Here is a 16049-nt window from a genome sequence, read left to right on the forward strand (position 1 = left end):
TCGGGTCGGTGGAACGAGCATGTCGCATGGGTGAGTTGATTTTCCGCGAGACGGTCCCAGCCCGACCGAAGAAGCGGAGCGAGTTTTCGTCATGTCGCAACGGCCTCTTCAGCGACCGCCGTCATTTCGCGGAACCATTGATCGAGCGGCCGACCGCTCCGCGTCACTTCCTCCACCGAACCGTCAAACACCAGGCGGCCCTCATTGATAAATAGGACGCGGGTGGCCATTGCTTCCACCTCTTGCAGGATGTGGGTGGAAAGCAGTATCGTCTTGTTCTGGTCCATCAAGCGGCGGATCGTCTCGCGGACCTCGTGAATTTGGTTGGGGTCCAATCCCGCCGTCGGCTCGTCCATGATGAGCACGTCCGGTTGATGCAGAAGCACCTGCGCCATGCCAACCCGCTGGCGATAGCCCCGTGAAAGCTTGCCGATCGGCTTACCCAACACGCCTTCCAGCGAGCAAAGCTCCACCACTTCGCGGATTCGGTCCGTGCGTTCGGCGGGGGGGATTCCGCGGGCCTCGGCAAAGAACCGTAGCAGAGCGATCGGCGGCATGTCGAGATACAGCGGTCCGTTTTCGGGAAGGTAGCCCAGTCGTCGGGATCCTTCGAGTCGATGTGACGACATATCGAATCCGGCGATCCGGGCAATGCCCGCCGACGGTGCCAAGTAGCCCGTCAATAATTTCATGGTCGTACTCTTGCCCGCCCCGTTGGGGCCAAGAAAAGCCACGACCTCGCCGTCGTGAACGGAAAATGACACATTCTCCACGGCCGCAAAGTCGCCGTAATACTTGGAAAGGCCGACGGCCTCGATCATGGGCCGAGCTTCTTTGGCAGCCATCTTCTTCGACTCCACTTCCGTTAAAAGAAGTCTTATGACGGAACGGTTGCGGTCGCACCAAGCCGCTGCTTATTCGATTGCTGCACGGTCCGACGACAAAACACTCTTCTCGGTGTCCCTGCCGGTGAAACATCGCACAAACTTCGGCAAGCGGCATCGGAGAGAATTGCGCCGCCGGCAAACGGTATCCTTTGCTTCTCGGGGATACCGGCGAGATGGTATTGGTAGTCGCGGAGGTGTACAAAGTTGTGATTATAGTTCGCCAGATAACCCTTTGCCAGACTTCCCGGCTTTCCTAACAGTGCAGTTGTTACCGACACTGGGCCGAGTGTTGCTGATTTCATGCGGAAACGGGCAAGGGCGGTTTGCATTCTCGCGGCGCGACCCGTTTATTGTTTCCCGGCGGTTGGTAAAATCTAATGTTTTGCGGATGCCTCCGGCGGGTTGTTCGTCCCCCAAAAAGGCGTGCATGCCCGCTTGTTTCAGGGCACGCCGTCTTGAATCCGTTAGCGAAGGCGATTTCAGAGAACTGGAAAAGGAGAGGAACGCATCCATGCCGCATGATGTCACATTGATTACAGGCGATGGGGTTGGACCTGAACTCGCAGCGGCGGCTCGCCGTTGTGTCGACGCCACGGGGGTCGAAATCCGCTGGGACGTGCAAGAGGCGGGCGTGGATGTGATGGAGCGAACCGGAACCCCTCTCCCGGATTCCACCATGGAGAGCATCCGGCGAACGCGGTGCGCTCTGAAGGCACCGATTACCACTCCGGTGGGGACGGGCTTTCGCAGCATCAACGTTTATCTCCGCCAAGCGTTGGGGCTTTACGCCTGTCTGCGGCCGTGCAAGTACTATCCGGGCGTTCGGACTTTCTTTGAGAGCGTTCCCGTCGATTTGGTGATCGTGCGTGAGAACACGGAGGATCTGTACGCCGGTGTGGAATTTCAGCGAGGTGCCTCGGCGACCGCGGAATTGATCGAGTTCATCAACCGAGTTGCCACGGATCGAAAGATCAAGACCGGCCCGAGCGAGACCGGCATCTCCATCAAGCCGATTAGCGTATCCGGGACGCAGCGAATCGTAAGATTCGCGTTCCAATACGCGAAGGAGAACGGGCGAAAGAAGGTGACGGCGGTCCACAAGGCGAACATCATGAAGTTCACGGACGGCTTATTCCTGGAAGTGGCCCGAAGCGTCGCCGAGGAGTTTCCCGATATCGAATTCGAAGATCGGATCGTCGACAACATGTGCATGCAACTGGTGCAGAAGCCGGAGTTGTACGACGTTCTGGTGCTGCCTAATCTGTACGGAGATATCCTGAGCGATCTGGCCGCCGGACTGATTGGAGGACTGGGCGTCGCTCCTGGGGCGAATATCGGGGACGAAGGGGCGGTCTTCGAGGCCACCCACGGCAGCGCGCCGAAGTACAAGGGACTGAATAAAGTCAATCCGACTGCGCTGATCTTGTCCGCGGTACTGATGCTCCGCTATTTGAAGGAAAACGAAGCGGCGGACCGGTTGGAGCGGGCGGTGGCGGCGGTCATTCGCGAAGGCCGAGACGTGACCTACGACATGAAGCCCAGTCGGGACGATCCGACGGCGGTTGGGACTCACGAGATGGCGGATGCCATCTGCCGCAAAATCGCCGAAGGGGCATAATCGGTCGCAGAAGGATTCCGGACTTAGCGGCCCGCCGACAGCCCGCATTCCGGCGTAACCGGAGGCCGAAAAGCAGTAACTTTGGCCCATCCGTTTACGATACTTCTTGTACGGAACCGACATCCTGCCTAGCAAGACGCGTCGCCGCGTCGGGATCGCGGCGCCGATGCGTTGCAGCCATTTCCGACCCTCTTCTCAATCTGCAACTGGAAATGCACCGTACCTGGTGCGGGACGAATGCTGCGCAGTCACAGTGATTCGCTTGTGTAATCTGTGTGACTGCGCCTGTTGCTTCTCACGGGCCGACGAGCAATTACAATAAAATTCTTTTCTATAGAACTAATAAGTACTTATGGAATCGAACGCCGTCAAGGAACGGGGTTTGCAAAATCTGCGAACCGGCACGGCAGGTTGGCGACGATGGGTGTCGCGAACCAAAAGACCCAGGTTCCTGTTCAGAGGAGGACACGGCGATGCGTTGGGCTACTTTGACTCTCGCGGTGATGGGTGCGTTGGCGATCGGTTCCCAGGCTTGGGCCGATCAGGTTTCGGTCATGCGGTCTCGGAGCACGACGGTGTTGCGTAGCTCTGATGCCGGCCCCCACGGCGCAGTGCAATTGGCGCACTACGGGTATTCGTATCACGGGAGGAGATGCTACGGCGGACCGGTTGTGATTCGGCCCCCAGTCCCGCATCATCCGCCGGTGGTGATTCCGTTCCCCGGCCATCCTCCTGTGGCCGTTCCGCATCACGGAAGTTCGTATTACCGGGGCCATGATTACTACCGATATCGGTCGTCCGGCCACGGATCGATCGGCATTTACGGACCGCGACTCGGCTTCTCGATCGATTGGTGACGGTACGGCGTGAATCGCCGGCCGAGGTGCGCTGCGAGGCGAGTCCGAGCCGATCACCCCATGGAAAATACGAAAGACGAGCGGTCTGCTATGAGCAGGCCGCTCGCATTTTGACGCCGGGAGGCTTTCGCACTCACACAAAGGCCGGCACCCTTGCCGGACGCTGGAGTAGCCTTCTTCGCTCACGTTCAGACGTCACTGGGCACTTCCAAACGCCACGGCTCGCGCATCGGGCGCCGCATCATGGCGGACGCCTCGGCGTCATTAACGATCTCCTCCGTCTTCGGGTCCCAGGTCACTTCGCGTCCCAGACGAATGGCGATATCGCACATTTGGCTGATGATGTCGGACCTGGCGGCGTCGGCGACCGGGGCGATCGCTTCCCTGCCGGCCTTGATCGATTCCACGAAGTTGATGTCGTGACGCGGACTGACGGTCAAGTGCACGTCGTCGGGGCCTAATTTGACGTCCAACAGCGACTTCGGTTCGGCGCTGATACCGGCGCGCCGGACGTCGACCCACCCTTCCGTCCCGATGAACTTGGTGGAGTCGCTACCAGGTTTGAAGGTCATCTCGATACCGTTGGCCATGCGGACGGTCACATCCCAGTGGATCACGGTGTCGTAAAGTCCTTCTTTGGGGATTTCTCCCGAGCCTTGGAAAGTCATCGGCCCGGCCAAGTCGGCGTCGCAACCCCAGACCATGATATCCAAGGGGTGGGCACCCCACCCAGCCAGGAAGCCGATGGAGTAATCATAAATCCAGTAGGTCCCCGGGGTGACGCAGCGGCTTGGAGTATAGGGCTTCATGGGCGCGGGACCGATCCACATCTCGTAGTCGAGGTTCGGCGGAGGATCGGCGGGTTCGGTGACCCCGCCCGCTCCCCCGTCGGGAGCGATCACTTCGATGCGCTTCAATTCGCCGATCTTTCCACTCCGCACCAGTTCACAACCGAATCGGCAGTGGGCGGAGCTTCGCTGCTGCGTACCGTACTGGAAGACGAGCTTTTTCTTCTGGAAGACGTTTCGGCAGACGAGATCCTGCTCGATCGTCAGTCCCAGGGGTTTCTCCACGTAGGCGTGTTTTCCCGCCTTGGCGGCCATCAGCGCGATGGGAACGTGCCAATGATCGGGAGTCGCGATGACCACGGCGTCAATGTCGTCGCGGGCGAGTAATTCGCGAAAGTCCGCGTAGGCCTTGCCTTGGATGGCCGACGCCATCGCGTCGCGGCGATCTTGATAGGCATCGGCCACGGCGACGGGCTGAGCGCCGGGATTGGACAGAAAGCCGCGCATAAGATCGCTCCCTCGACCTCCGACGCCGATGTGGCCGGTTTGAACGCGCTCGTTCGCGGGCGCGGCGCCTTCCAGCCCCAAAGCCCGACCGGAGACCCAATAAGGCAACGCCACGGTCGATGCGGCCAGGCCTTGCACAAGCGACCTGCGAGTGATTGGCGAACCCTTCATCTTGTGTTCCTTTCCAATTCGGCTGAAACCAACGGGGCGCAATGGTTGAAGGGACCCGGTCACGGGAGAGTCCCTTCGCAAGAGGATGATCCTTCGACTGGTGGGGGTACGTGGGGCCTCTAAGTGATAGCAATGTTAATGGCGGTCGCCACGGTATGCAATAAGAAAGTCGATTCCGCTTGGCCCAACCGGCTTGCCGTCGAGGCCGTCCCGTGGTAAGGCGGAAGCGAGTGCGGCGACCCCGCAACAAAGGCTGGCCGCCGGGGCAACGATAACGTAGAATGCAATAGGTTAGAGTTGTAGGCACCCCCTCTTAAGATTTGTTTTTGAAGCCCCGCCCGCCGTCGTCCGTCTTCGTGTTACCCTAGTCGGTCGACTCGGCGGATAGACTGCGGGCCGGATGAGGCGGGTGCTCGAGTGGACTTGGGTTTGCTGGGAATGAAAAAGATTAAGGTCCGACGATGATTTTCGACCCTCTGTACTTCATCCTGATCGCGCCTGCCTTCTTGTTGGGGTTGTGGGCTAACTTTCGGGTACGGAGCACGTACGCGCGGGCTTCGCAGATGCGGGCGTCCTTGTCCGGGGCGGCAGCGGCGCGGTACATCTTGGATTCCGCAGGGCTTCAAGACATCGCGGTCGAGATGACGCCGGGCGAATTGAGCGATCACTATTCACCGGCCGAAAGGGTCATTCGCCTCAGCCCGGATGTGTATCGAGGGAATAGCTTGGCGGCGGTGGGTATTGCAGCCCACGAAGCGGGGCATGCGATTCAGCATGCTCGGGCGTACGCGCCCTTGGTCTTCACGCAGGCCATCGTGCCGGTGGCCGGTTTCGGGGGCAACGCCGGCTTCTTGGCCCTGTTGTTCGGGATAGGTTTGGGGCTTCAGTGGCTGGCTTGGGCCGGTGTGATTCTGTTCTCGGCGGTTGTTCTCTTCCAACTCGTGAATCTACCGGTGGAATTCAACGCCAGCAACCGCGCCAAGCAGCAGTTGGTCGCCCTGGGAATCGTGCCGCGAGAAGAAATGGTTTACGTCAACAAAGTTCTCAACGCGGCGGCGCTGACGTACGTGGCGGCCACATTGCAGGCCGTGTTGACGTTACTGTACTACCTTCTGCTGGTTAGCGGTCGAAGTCGCGAGTGATTCCCGGTTGGTGCCGAAAGAGCGGGCGATTGGGAATGTGTTCCTCACTCCCCAATCGCCCTGAAAATCGCGACTTCCTCTTCGCGGCAACGCCCTGCTTGCGGATGTCGAACCAAGGTGGCGATTCTAAGCAGGGTGAATGTCTTGCTTCTTCGGCCTGATTACTCTACTCCGGTCCGAAAGATCGGGTTTTTTACGGGCTTTTCCGAACGGCAAAAGCTCAGGCCGCCACGACGTATCATTTTACGTCGTCCAGGTTGACGGGCCGACGCTCTGCGGCCGAAATCAATGCCGCCTCCAACACCCGTTGCGTGTTGTAAGCGTCCTCGAAGTCCGGCAGCGGTACGGTCGGTTCTTCGCCCGCCAGTACTTTCAAGATGTCGTAGGCCTGGTTTACGAAGCCGTGCTCGTAGCCGATGATGTGCGCATCGGGCCACCAATTTGCGACGTAGGGGTGATCTCCGCCGTGCGTCACCATGATGTTGGTCCAGCCCTGTACGGCCCGGGGGAGCGTGGCATCATAGAAGAGCAACTCGTTCATCCGCTCAAAATCAAACTTGAGGGCGCCCTTCGTGCCGTTGATCTCGAAAGTATTGCGGTTTTGATTGCCGGTCGCTTGACGCGCGGCCTCGAAACTGGCGACGGCGCCGTTCGAGAACCGGGCCAGGAAGAGCACGGCATCGTCGACCGTGACATCTCCCCATTGATCGGCGCCCGCCCGACCCGACGCAATACCACCCGCCGATACGCCCGTCGGCAACTTGCGCTTCTTAATGAAGGTCTCGGCGATGGCACCTGCAATTTCTACGATTTCCATGCCCGTGACGAAGCGCGTCATGTCCACGATGTGCGCGTTGAGGTCGCCATGGGCGCCGGAACCGGCCAGGGTCTTATCAAACCGCCAGAGCAGAGGGACGTTATCGTCGGCCCAATCTTGCAAATAAGTGGCGCGGACGTGTCGAATCTCGCCCAGTTTGCCCTGTTTGACCAACTGATGGGCCAGGGCCACGGCAGGGCAGCGGCGGTAATTGAACCACACGAAAGTCTTGACGTTGGCTTTCTTGGCGGCTTCCACCATTTCGCGGGCGTCGGCGAGCGTCCCGGCGATCGGCTTTTCGCAAGCCACGTGCTTTCCGGCCAGAATGGCGGCTTTGGCAACAGGAGCATGCATGTAATTCGGCGTCACCACGTCCACCAAGCCGATCTCGGGTGACTTCACCAGGGCTTCCCAGTCGGTTGCCGCATTTTGCCAGCCCCAATTGGCGGCAAAGGCCTGCGGGTTTTCCTCCGGTTGACCAAACACCGTGTGCATGACGGGCTTGATGGGCGGCTTAAAGAACTTGGCCACTTGGCCCCAAGCATTGGAGTGGGAACGCCCCATGAAGCCTTGGCCGATGAGGGCCACATTGATGGTTGCCATGGTGATTCCTCCGCGTGATTCGTGAACCGGAATGTCCGACAAGACCTCTGGTTGCTTTTTTATAACGCATCTTGCGGCGTTTACAAGGTCCCGCCCCAAAGCGCGATGAAAACCGCGGTGGCGCCCGCCGCATGCCATCGACAAGTCCGATTTCGAGCGTCCGCAGGCGGTGCGAATTCGATGCCGATGCCGGCAGTGGCGTTCGGGCGAAGACGCGCTCTTGATCGCCAAGAAAACACCGGCGGCCTTCTTTTGCGTTGCCGCTTTCCCGGTTGCTATAATGATAACGACATCCTCCCCGTTGAACGCTCGCCTCGACGGAATCGCACTGTTCCAACGCACCACGGTCACGGATTGTCGAGACGGAAAAGCCATGCGAGTGCGTTGTCCGTTTTGCTCGAGCAGTGTGGGATGGAGCGGCGACGAGTTCCCGCACTTGGATGTGTGTCCCAAGTGCGGCAAGCGATTGAGCTTCTTGTCGGAGACGGCCACGTTTGCGCCCAAGGAATTGCAACCCTTGGGACACTTCCAACTGTTGCTCCACGTAGGGACCGGGCACTTCGGCGAGGTCTTCAAGGCCTTGGATACCCAACTGGGGCGAGTGGTGGCGCTCAAGGTTCCCCGCACCGAGCACATGGATGAAGCGACTCGGGAATGGTTTCTCCGAGAAGCGCGGGCGGCGGCCAAATTGCGGCATCCCAACATCGTGGCCGTCCACGAGGTCGGCATGGTCGAGGGACGACCCTATATCGCGGCCGATTTCATCGACGGGCCGACGCTGGCGGAGCGACTCGTTTCGCGGCGTCTCACCTTTTGCGAAGCGGCCGGTATCTGCCTCCAGGTGGCGGATGCGCTCCAACACGCCCATCAGGCCGGAGTGATCCACCGCGATCTGAAGCCCGCCAATATTCTGCTGGATTCCGCCGGCAGGCCGTACGTCACAGATTTCGGCATCGCGAAGCAAGATTCGGCCGAATCGACGGTGACGGCGGAAGGCGTGATTTTGGGCACGCCGGCCTACATGTCTCCCGAGCAGGCGCGGGGGGGGTCGCGCGACGCTGATCCCCGGAGCGATGTGTTCTCCTTGGGCGTCATTCTCTACGAGATGTTGACCGGCCGACTGCCCTTCCAAGGGACCTCGTGGCAGGGTCTGTTTGACGAGATTCAGCACCAGGAGGCAACACCCCCGCGAGGCGTGGACAGACGCATCCCGCGCGATTTGGAGACGATATGCCTGACCGCGATGGCCAAGCAACCGGAACGCCGGTATGCCTCGGCCGGGGCGATGGCCGAGGACCTCCGCCGTTACTTGGCCGGCAAGCCGATCTTGGCCAAGAGGGCGGGGCGACTGGAGCGGGCATGGCGCTGGGTTCGCCGCAATCCCTTGCCCGCTCTGGCGGCTGGCATCGTGCTGCTGTTCGCCTCCGGTGCGATGTTCGCCGCGTACCAGGCTTGGCAGGCTTCGCGCGCGTTGCTCAAGCGGGTGGTCATCGAGACGAATCCTCCCGGTGCGAAAGTCGTGTTTTTCCCGTTGGACGAGGATACGGGCGAACCGGTACCGGAACATGGAGTGGGCCCAAGCGTGACGCCCGCGACCAACTTCGTTCCGCCCGGGGACTACTTGGTGGTCGCCTACATGGACGACGGGCGTTTCCATGAGGTTGTCCGGCATGTGCCCAAAGATGAGAAGGAGGTACCCGGACCGGCCACCCATCGGCATTGGCGGAAAGAGGGCGAAAACATCGTTTTGCCCGGCATCGAGATTCCACCGCTTCACGTAGCGGCGGGCATGGCCTACGTGCCCGGCGGCGAGATCATGGACTTCGGGGCCGTTGCCGTCGGCGGCTTGCCATCCCGAAAGCGCGTACCCGCCTTTTATGTGGATACTACCGAGGTCTCGTTTCGGCAACTGTCGGAGATTTCAAATTTGGCATTCAACGACGGATGCTTTGACGGCGAGTTCGGTCCAGACGACGCGGTGGCATGTTTGAATTTCGATCAAGCCTTGGGCGCAGCGGAGGCTCAGGGAAAGCGATTACCTACGGCCGCCGAATATGAACTGTTAAACTCTCTGTTGGCGAAAACGCGACGGGCTGAATCCGAGGGTGCCGAGCCTCGGAAATGGGTATTCGGGCCGGTCGGCGTGGATTGCGGGGACCGGTTGGATGTGGATCCCCGCCATACAATCTTCGGACTGTCATCGAACGTAGCCGAATGGACGCTCAGCCGTATGAAGCTACCGGCGGTCGCGCACGGAGATTCCGGATCCATCATTCCGGTGGGAAGGATCGTCTTCGGCGGAAACGACGCCGTCCTGGAGCGAAAGGCGGATATCCCTTTCGATCCGACCGTCTCCCCGGGACGAATTGTTGTACATGACAGCAATCGCAAGCCCGGTCTCGGATTTCGCTGCGTCCGAAGCGCACGACCTCGTTTGCGACCGGAAGATTTCGTTTCGGGTGTCGGCCCGTAGCGGGGATGAGACGCCGAGTGTCAGCTACCAAGCCTCCTTACTGACTCACGGTTGGCTCTCGGCTGGGGTAGGATTCAGCGGGTAGGGATCCTCCAGCAACACCGAGTACACGATCTCACCAAAATCAACGAAGATACATCGCGTCTCTTCTGAGTCCCCCGGTGAAGGTATGGGGCTGATCTTCGCAGAGTCGATCAGGGGAGCGTTTTCAGTTTCTTTTTCGCATTGCCGACCCACCCCCAATTCCACTGTTTTGGTGACCGGCGGATAGCAACGGATTTTCGGGACGACCAGTTCCACAACCTGCAATTTCAAGTGGTAAGTCTCTTTCCCTGCCTTAATGTCAACAAAAAGGGTTTTCGAGATTTTCCCAGGTAGCTCGGGGTATGTTATCAGAGTGACGACATCCTGGTCGTTGGGGACCTTTTTCGCACCAATTTGGCCCAGTTTCGGATTTGGTATGGGGCGGGGTTTTTTCCCCCGATTCGACTGAATGGTCTGAATCAGAGACGGACTTGCAAGGTATGAGTAGCAATTGCTGGTGTCGGGCGGAGTTTCCGGACAAATCACCGTGCCGTTTTCCACACGGCATCGGTTGGTTCCCGTTCTACGGCGAATAACGTCGATGTACTGGCAGGTACCGCCCCAGTTGGGATTACAGCACATTCCATAGTAGTAATAAAGGGGTTCAGACGGCGGCGGAGGGTAATAGATTGCGTACTCATAGAACAGGCAAAGACACGTAGAGCGGTCGGATTCCGCCGAAGACTTTTCGCCTCCGCAGTTGCATCCTTGAGCGTTCGCCCCTTGGTCGGCCGGCTCGGCCAAGACAAGCCTTGCGGTTCCGACCGTAAACAGGCACGCCAAAAGCAGCCCCGCTGCTCGCCTCATGGAACTGCCCTCCAAATTAAGAAAGAGTGAAATTACCCGGCGCCCCGCAGCACCGGAAATGCTACACGTCACAGCGGAAATAACAAATCTCGGAAACCGCCGCGCAAAGATTTGCCCCGAATTATGGGGAAAACCCGATTTGCACTGTGGCCGGACGGTGCGAGCAGCAAGAGATGAGAGGTAAAAATAACGCACGAAACACCCTGTAATCTAGCGTCGGAATCAAGAAAAGCAATAGCCTGACCAGCTCTTTTTCGGGAAACGGTTGTGGCAGGGTTTCCGAGCGCTGGGCCGCTCATTTCCCCAATTCCGGTCTGATACCACGTTCTGCCGTGCGTCACGGTTTACGACCACTGCCAGTCTCACGAAAAAACGCTATTGACCGTTTGGCCGGATGACCGCTATCTTAGCGACGCGTTTTTTGAAAGCAGCCGGGTCGTGGGATGGAATCCCCGTCCGCGGCGCAAGTTACCCGGCGGTGAGGCTTGCATTTGGGCGTCGTCGTCCCGCGAGATCTCGCCGGGAAACCGGCATGGAGGCCGGGCTTTGCCGCGGAATGTGCGCTCAACGTGAGTCTGTCGGCGGAAGGAGTCCGCCGAAGAGGGTTTCCGGTTCTCAACGACCTCCAATCGCTCCCGGAATGCGAACAGTCCTTCCCCCCTGGGACGCCGCCTCTTCCGGGGGCCTTTTTTTGCGCCTCATCATACCGTCGGCGGCGTGATGCCGTCTTCATTCGGGCCGGCGCGGGTTGCTGGTGCCATGCGGCCGCCTTCTGAATCGCTTGTCGCTTCCGGCGTCTACGCAAAAAGGGACTCGCGATCGTATAATCGACCGTTTCACGGTGACTTTCCTCGGGCGGTCTCGTTACGATTTGGGTCCAGCAAGTCTCTGCCGCCTCGCGGATTTCATGGTTCGATAGTCCCGCTAAGTCAGGAGTCAGAGTTGTCCGAACACGAAGAGAATCTCGCCGTTCCATCCTTGGAGGACTTGCCGGTCCGGCGACTGAAACACCGTTCGATCACGATTGAGGGGTACTCTCGTGCGGCCTTCCAAACGTATTGGAGGATTCCCGAGTTCCGTTTGGGGTTCGATCTGGGAAATCAACCGTGGCGGTTCATGGGAACTCCCAATTGGTTTATCTCCCATGGGCACATCGATCATATCGCCGCGTTGCCGGCCTATGTAGCGCGGCGGCGGATGATGAAGATGGAGCCTCCCGCCGTCTTCATGCCGGAGGAGATCGTCGAGGGAGTCCAGCGGGTGCTACACGCGGTCAGCCGATTGGATCGCGGCAGGCTGCCTTGTCGATTGGAAGGCCTGACGCCCGGCAAGGAGGTCGAGCTTTCGCGGGAATTGGTCGTCCAGGCGGTCGCTACGTATCATACGGTTCCGTCCTTGGGCTACTTGGTCTGGGAACGCCGGAAGAAGCTGCGCGACGAATTGATCGGGCAACCCGAAGCGAAGATTCGGGAGTTGGCCCTCAGCGGCGTCGCCGTCTCGCGCGAGGTGCGAATCCCACGACTCGCCTACCTCGGCGATAGCCGCATCGACGTCCTGGACGCCAATCCCGAACTTTACGAGGCCGAAGTCCTGATCATGGAGCTGACCTTCGTCGCGTCGAAGCATCGTAAGGAGAAGATCCATAAGTTCGGACACGTCCACATCGACGACGTCATAGAGCGTCGCGAACGATTTCGCAATTCCTTGATCGTGGCTTCCCATTTCAGCATCCGTTATCATCCCGAACAGGTGGAACGCTATGTTCGCAAACGCCTGCCCGATATGCTGGACGGCAGACTCCACCTTTGGTTGTGAATCGCTGAGACGGCGGATGCATGGCGGGGCGTCTTGCCGCTCGCCGGCTTTGCGGAAGGCGGCCGTCGTGGTGATTTCCGTCCAAGTAGCCAAGGCGTGGAGTCAACTTGCGGGCGGTCGCTTCCGCACGGGAGTGAATTGGCGGGCTTGAACTCGGATCTGACGGGAGAACCTATGAAGTGAGCCAAGCTCGCGTCCATCGGTTCGGATACTGACGTTGTGGATTACGTTTTGTCAGTACCTTTACCAACAGAAGGAGACGAACCATGGTGACCGGAGTCAAGACGAGGCGATCACGCAGTACGATCACGCTTGTTTGGTGCTTCACTTTACTGACCTTGTCGGCGGTGATTACGCCGGTTCTCGGCGTTCGAGCTTCCGAGGGCGAAGCGGAGCGCGTCGGTCCTTGGAATCTGACGAAACTGCGCCAAGTTCCGGAATACGAGTGGGGAGAGACGGTCGAAGGCATACGACAGGTGTACTATCGGAGTGAGCCTTATCAGGGACGACCGACCCGAGTTTTCGCTTGGTACGGTTGTCCGGAAAACGGCGAGCGCCCTCTGCCCGGCATCGTGCTGGTTCACGGCGGAGGGGGCAAAGCCTTTCGCGAATGGGTGCAATTGTGGGTGCAGCGGGGATATGCGGCCATCGCGATGGACTTGGCGGGATGCGGACCGGATGGTCAGCGTCTCCCGGACGGCGGGCCGGGCCAGTCGGACGTCGAAAAATTCGCGCCCTTCGACGATGCTTCCGTGGGACGCATGTGGACCTATCACGCAATCGCCGCCGTGGTCCGTGCCCATTCGTTTCTCGCGGCGCAAGAGGAAGTCGATCCTCGCAGGATCGCGGTGACGGGAATCAGTTGGGGCGGATATCTGACGTGCATCGCCGCAGGAGTGGATGACCGCTTCGCTGCCGCCGTGCCCGTGTACGGATGCGGCTTTCTTCACGAAGACAGCGTCTGGTTGAAGACGTTCCAAGCCATGGATCCGGAGCTTCGCGAACGGTGGATCCGGACTTTCGATCCGTCCCGGTACTTGGGCCGAGTGAAGTGCCCGATCTTCTTTCTCAATGGCACGAACGACTTCGCGTATCCTCTGGACAGCTATCGCAAGTCTTTTGATCTGGTCCCGGGCCGGAAATTCATCCGCATCGAAGTGAGGATGAAACACAGCCATCCCGACGGTTGGGCGCCGAAGGAGATCGGCTGGTTCGTGGACTCGGTGCTCCGCGGCGGTGAACCGCTGCCCGAGTTGGGCGAGTTGCGGTTGGAGTCGGGCCGCGTCTCAGCCGAAGTGCGGAGCGTTGTGCCGCCGGTCTCCGCCGGGCTGCACTACACGCGAGACGACGGCCCGTGGCAGGAACGCAACTGGATCAGCGAGCCTGCGCGGATCGACGGCGGCCGAGTCGTGGCCGATGTTCCGACGGGACCGGTGCGAGCGATGTTCTTGTCGGTAACGGATGCTCGCGGGGCGATGGTCAGTACCTCGTGGGTTGAGGGACCGTAGGTCGGGAACCGTTCGCCCGTCGCCTTCGTAGTGGAAGAAATGAACGCATCTCCCGTCCCGACACCGCACGAAGCATCGCCGCGGCGCTACGCCGTGGTGGGTTGCGGCATCTCCGGATTGAGCGCCGCCTTGGAACTTCAAGAGGCGGGCGGTCCTTGTTCGGTCGAGATTTTTGACGCCGCGCCGGAACCCGGCGGGGTACTCGGGACCGTCTTGGAAGAAGGCTTTCAGGTCGAACGCAGCGCGGACAATTTCATCACGACCTTGCCTTGGGGCGTTGAGTTGTGCCGTAAACTCGGCCTGGCCGAATCGTTGGTCACGACCAATCCGGAGGCCCGGCGTGCCTTCGTGGTCCATCGCGGCAAGTTGCGTCCGCTACCGGACGGATTCCAGATGTTGGCGCCGACGCGCTGGTTACCGCTGGCGCTAACTCCGTTGCTGTCGCCGCTGGGCAAGATGCGGGCCGCCGCCGAGTATTTTCTCCCCCCGCGACGAGATGAAGGCGACGAGAGCATGGCCGACTTCGCGCGGCGACGACTCGGCAACGAAGTCTTTGAGCGGTTGGTCGAACCCCTTGTGAGCGCGGTTTACGGGGCGGATACCGAGAAGCTCAGCCTTATGGCCACGCTTTCGCGCTTTCGTGAGATGGAAAAGCGGTATGGAAGTCTGATTCGAGCCATGCGGGCGCAGGCGGCGGAACGCCGAAAAAAGGCGCGGACCGCGGCGGAATCGCCAAGGGCGACGCGGGAGAGCGGCGCTCGGTATAGTATGTTTGTAACCCTGCGGCACGGCCTAAGTCAGCTTTTGGATGCCATCACGGCGCGGCTTGGGGAGGGGGGGATCCATCTCAAGACCCGAGTCGAGTCGGTGACGCCTTGCGAAGGCAAATGGCGGTTGAGTTTCTCGAACGGCGAAGAAGGGCTTTTCGACGGTGTTGTCCTGGCGGTGCCGGCCCATGCAGCGGCGGCGTTGACGAGGCCATCCTTGCCCGGCCTGTCGGCATTACTCGGGCGGATCGACTACACGGGAAGCACGATTCTGGCGGCGGCCTATCGACGCGAGGACGTGGGGCATCCCCTCGACGGTTCGGGTTGCGTCGTTCCCGCCGTGGAAAAGAGTCCCGTTCTGGCGATCAGCTTTAGTAGCCGCAAATATCCCCATGTGGCGCCGCCGGGAACGGTCTTGCTGCGTATCTTCGCGGGCGGAGCCCGGCAACCGGACTTGGTCGACATGGACGAGTCGCGCTTACGAGCGTCGCTCTTGCCGGAAGTGGAAAGGCTTTTGGCGATAAAAGCCCCGCCCCTCAAAACCTGGGTGTTTCGATGGCGGGCGGCCATGCCGCAATATGCGGTGGGCCATCTGGATCTATTGCGCGACATTCGTCGCGAATTGTCTCAGTGCGCCGGTTTGGGATTGGCCGGAAACGGATATTTCGGCGTCGGGATGCCGCACTGCATTCGCAGCGGGCGACTCGCGGCGGCTTGGGTGACGGGACAAGCCCGGCCCGATGAGTTCGCTCCCCCGCCTGCGTTCTGACTCATCGCCCGTCGCCTTCTCGGCATGCGGCGCTCGCTCGTTGGCGAATCGAGAGCGAGAGAAAACCGCGGCAAGAAAATGAAAATCCCGACCGCTTTTTTCCAGTCGCGTCTTGCGTAGCCGATTTCGGTTTCGCTTGCGACTGCGTCACTTCCGGCGATGATCAGGCTGTTCCTTCCGAATTTCGACGCTTGGCACGGCGTTGACCCGGGCTTGCTCTCGCGGAGTCAAGATTCGGTCACGGGTTCGTCGGAAACGGCCTTTCTTGCTTTCGGTGACGTTGTTTCGGTCGGGATTCTCGATTGGGGTAAAGACGCTTTAGGTAGGTGCTTGGTTCTTCGCGTGTTATCAGGTGTGCATCGTCATGTGGATTCCGCGAAGATCGTGTCGCTTGCAGGTAGGTTGACTCAAGGTAGGCGACTCTCAGGTAGGCAAC

Annotated in this window: 11 protein-coding genes; 7 read left to right on the forward strand and 4 right to left on the reverse strand. The window is 59.9% G+C overall.

Going from position 1 to position 16049, the window contains the following annotated elements; all coding sequences use genetic code 11:
* Positions 1–89: 89 nt before the first annotated feature.
* A complete protein-coding gene (locus tag ACYQ6J_RS02880; protein WP_460182689.1) occupies positions 90–845 on the reverse strand; it encodes an ABC transporter ATP-binding protein in 756 nt (251 codons plus the stop codon).
* 553 nt (positions 846–1398) lie between these two features.
* Between ACYQ6J_RS02880 and ACYQ6J_RS02885 the strand changes: the two genes are divergently transcribed.
* On the forward strand, positions 1399–2505 hold the full coding sequence (locus ACYQ6J_RS02885; protein ID WP_460182690.1) for an isocitrate/isopropylmalate dehydrogenase family protein: 1107 nt from the start codon (positions 1399–1401) through the stop codon (positions 2503–2505).
* Between the two features lie 473 nt (positions 2506–2978).
* A complete protein-coding gene (locus ACYQ6J_RS02890; RefSeq protein ID WP_460182691.1) occupies positions 2979–3362 on the forward strand; it encodes a hypothetical protein in 384 nt (127 codons plus the stop codon).
* 188 nt (positions 3363–3550) lie between these two features.
* On the opposite strand, the gene ACYQ6J_RS02895 is transcribed toward ACYQ6J_RS02890, so the two are convergent.
* Positions 3551–4828 (reverse strand): Gfo/Idh/MocA family protein, encoded by a 1278-nt coding sequence (locus tag ACYQ6J_RS02895; protein WP_460182692.1) that lies wholly within the window; start codon positions 4826–4828, stop codon positions 3551–3553.
* 461 nt (positions 4829–5289) lie between these two features.
* On the opposite strand from ACYQ6J_RS02895, the gene ACYQ6J_RS02900 reads away from it, so the two are divergent.
* On the forward strand, positions 5290–5970 hold the full coding sequence (locus ACYQ6J_RS02900) for a zinc metallopeptidase (protein WP_460182693.1): 681 nt from the start codon (positions 5290–5292) through the stop codon (positions 5968–5970).
* A gap of 238 nt (positions 5971–6208) precedes the next feature.
* Here the strand turns inward: ACYQ6J_RS02900 and ACYQ6J_RS02905 are convergent, their stop codons facing one another.
* Positions 6209–7390, reverse strand: coding sequence for a Gfo/Idh/MocA family protein (locus tag ACYQ6J_RS02905; protein WP_460182694.1), 1182 nt, complete (start codon positions 7388–7390; stop codon positions 6209–6211).
* Positions 7391–7763: 373 nt separating this feature from the next.
* Here ACYQ6J_RS02905 and ACYQ6J_RS02910 point away from each other — a divergent pair, with 373 nt between their 5' ends.
* Complete coding sequence (locus tag ACYQ6J_RS02910) at positions 7764–9863, forward strand: bifunctional serine/threonine-protein kinase/formylglycine-generating enzyme family protein (protein WP_460182695.1); 2100 nt, start codon at positions 7764–7766, stop codon at positions 9861–9863.
* 45 nt (positions 9864–9908) lie between these two features.
* Here ACYQ6J_RS02910 and ACYQ6J_RS02915 read toward each other — a convergent pair whose 3' ends face one another.
* Entirely contained in the window at positions 9909–10754 is an 846-nt protein-coding gene (locus ACYQ6J_RS02915) for a hypothetical protein (protein WP_460182696.1), read from the reverse strand.
* A 942-nt stretch (positions 10755–11696) separates the two neighbouring features.
* On the opposite strand from ACYQ6J_RS02915, the gene ACYQ6J_RS02920 reads away from it, so the two are divergent.
* From ACYQ6J_RS02920 to hemG, 3 genes are all read left to right on the forward strand, one after another.
* Positions 11697–12569, forward strand: a complete 873-nt coding sequence (locus tag ACYQ6J_RS02920; RefSeq protein ID WP_460182697.1) for an MBL fold metallo-hydrolase — start codon at positions 11697–11699, stop codon at positions 12567–12569.
* Positions 12570–12835: 266 nt separating this feature from the next.
* A complete protein-coding gene (locus tag ACYQ6J_RS02925; protein WP_460182698.1) occupies positions 12836–14077 on the forward strand; it encodes an alpha/beta hydrolase family protein in 1242 nt (413 codons plus the stop codon).
* Between the two features lie 39 nt (positions 14078–14116).
* Entirely contained in the window at positions 14117–15613 is a 1497-nt protein-coding gene (hemG, locus tag ACYQ6J_RS02930) for a protoporphyrinogen oxidase (RefSeq protein WP_460182699.1), read from the forward strand.
* Positions 15614–16049: the final 436 nt, after the last annotated feature.

The organism is Thermopirellula anaerolimosa (assembly GCF_054657335.1).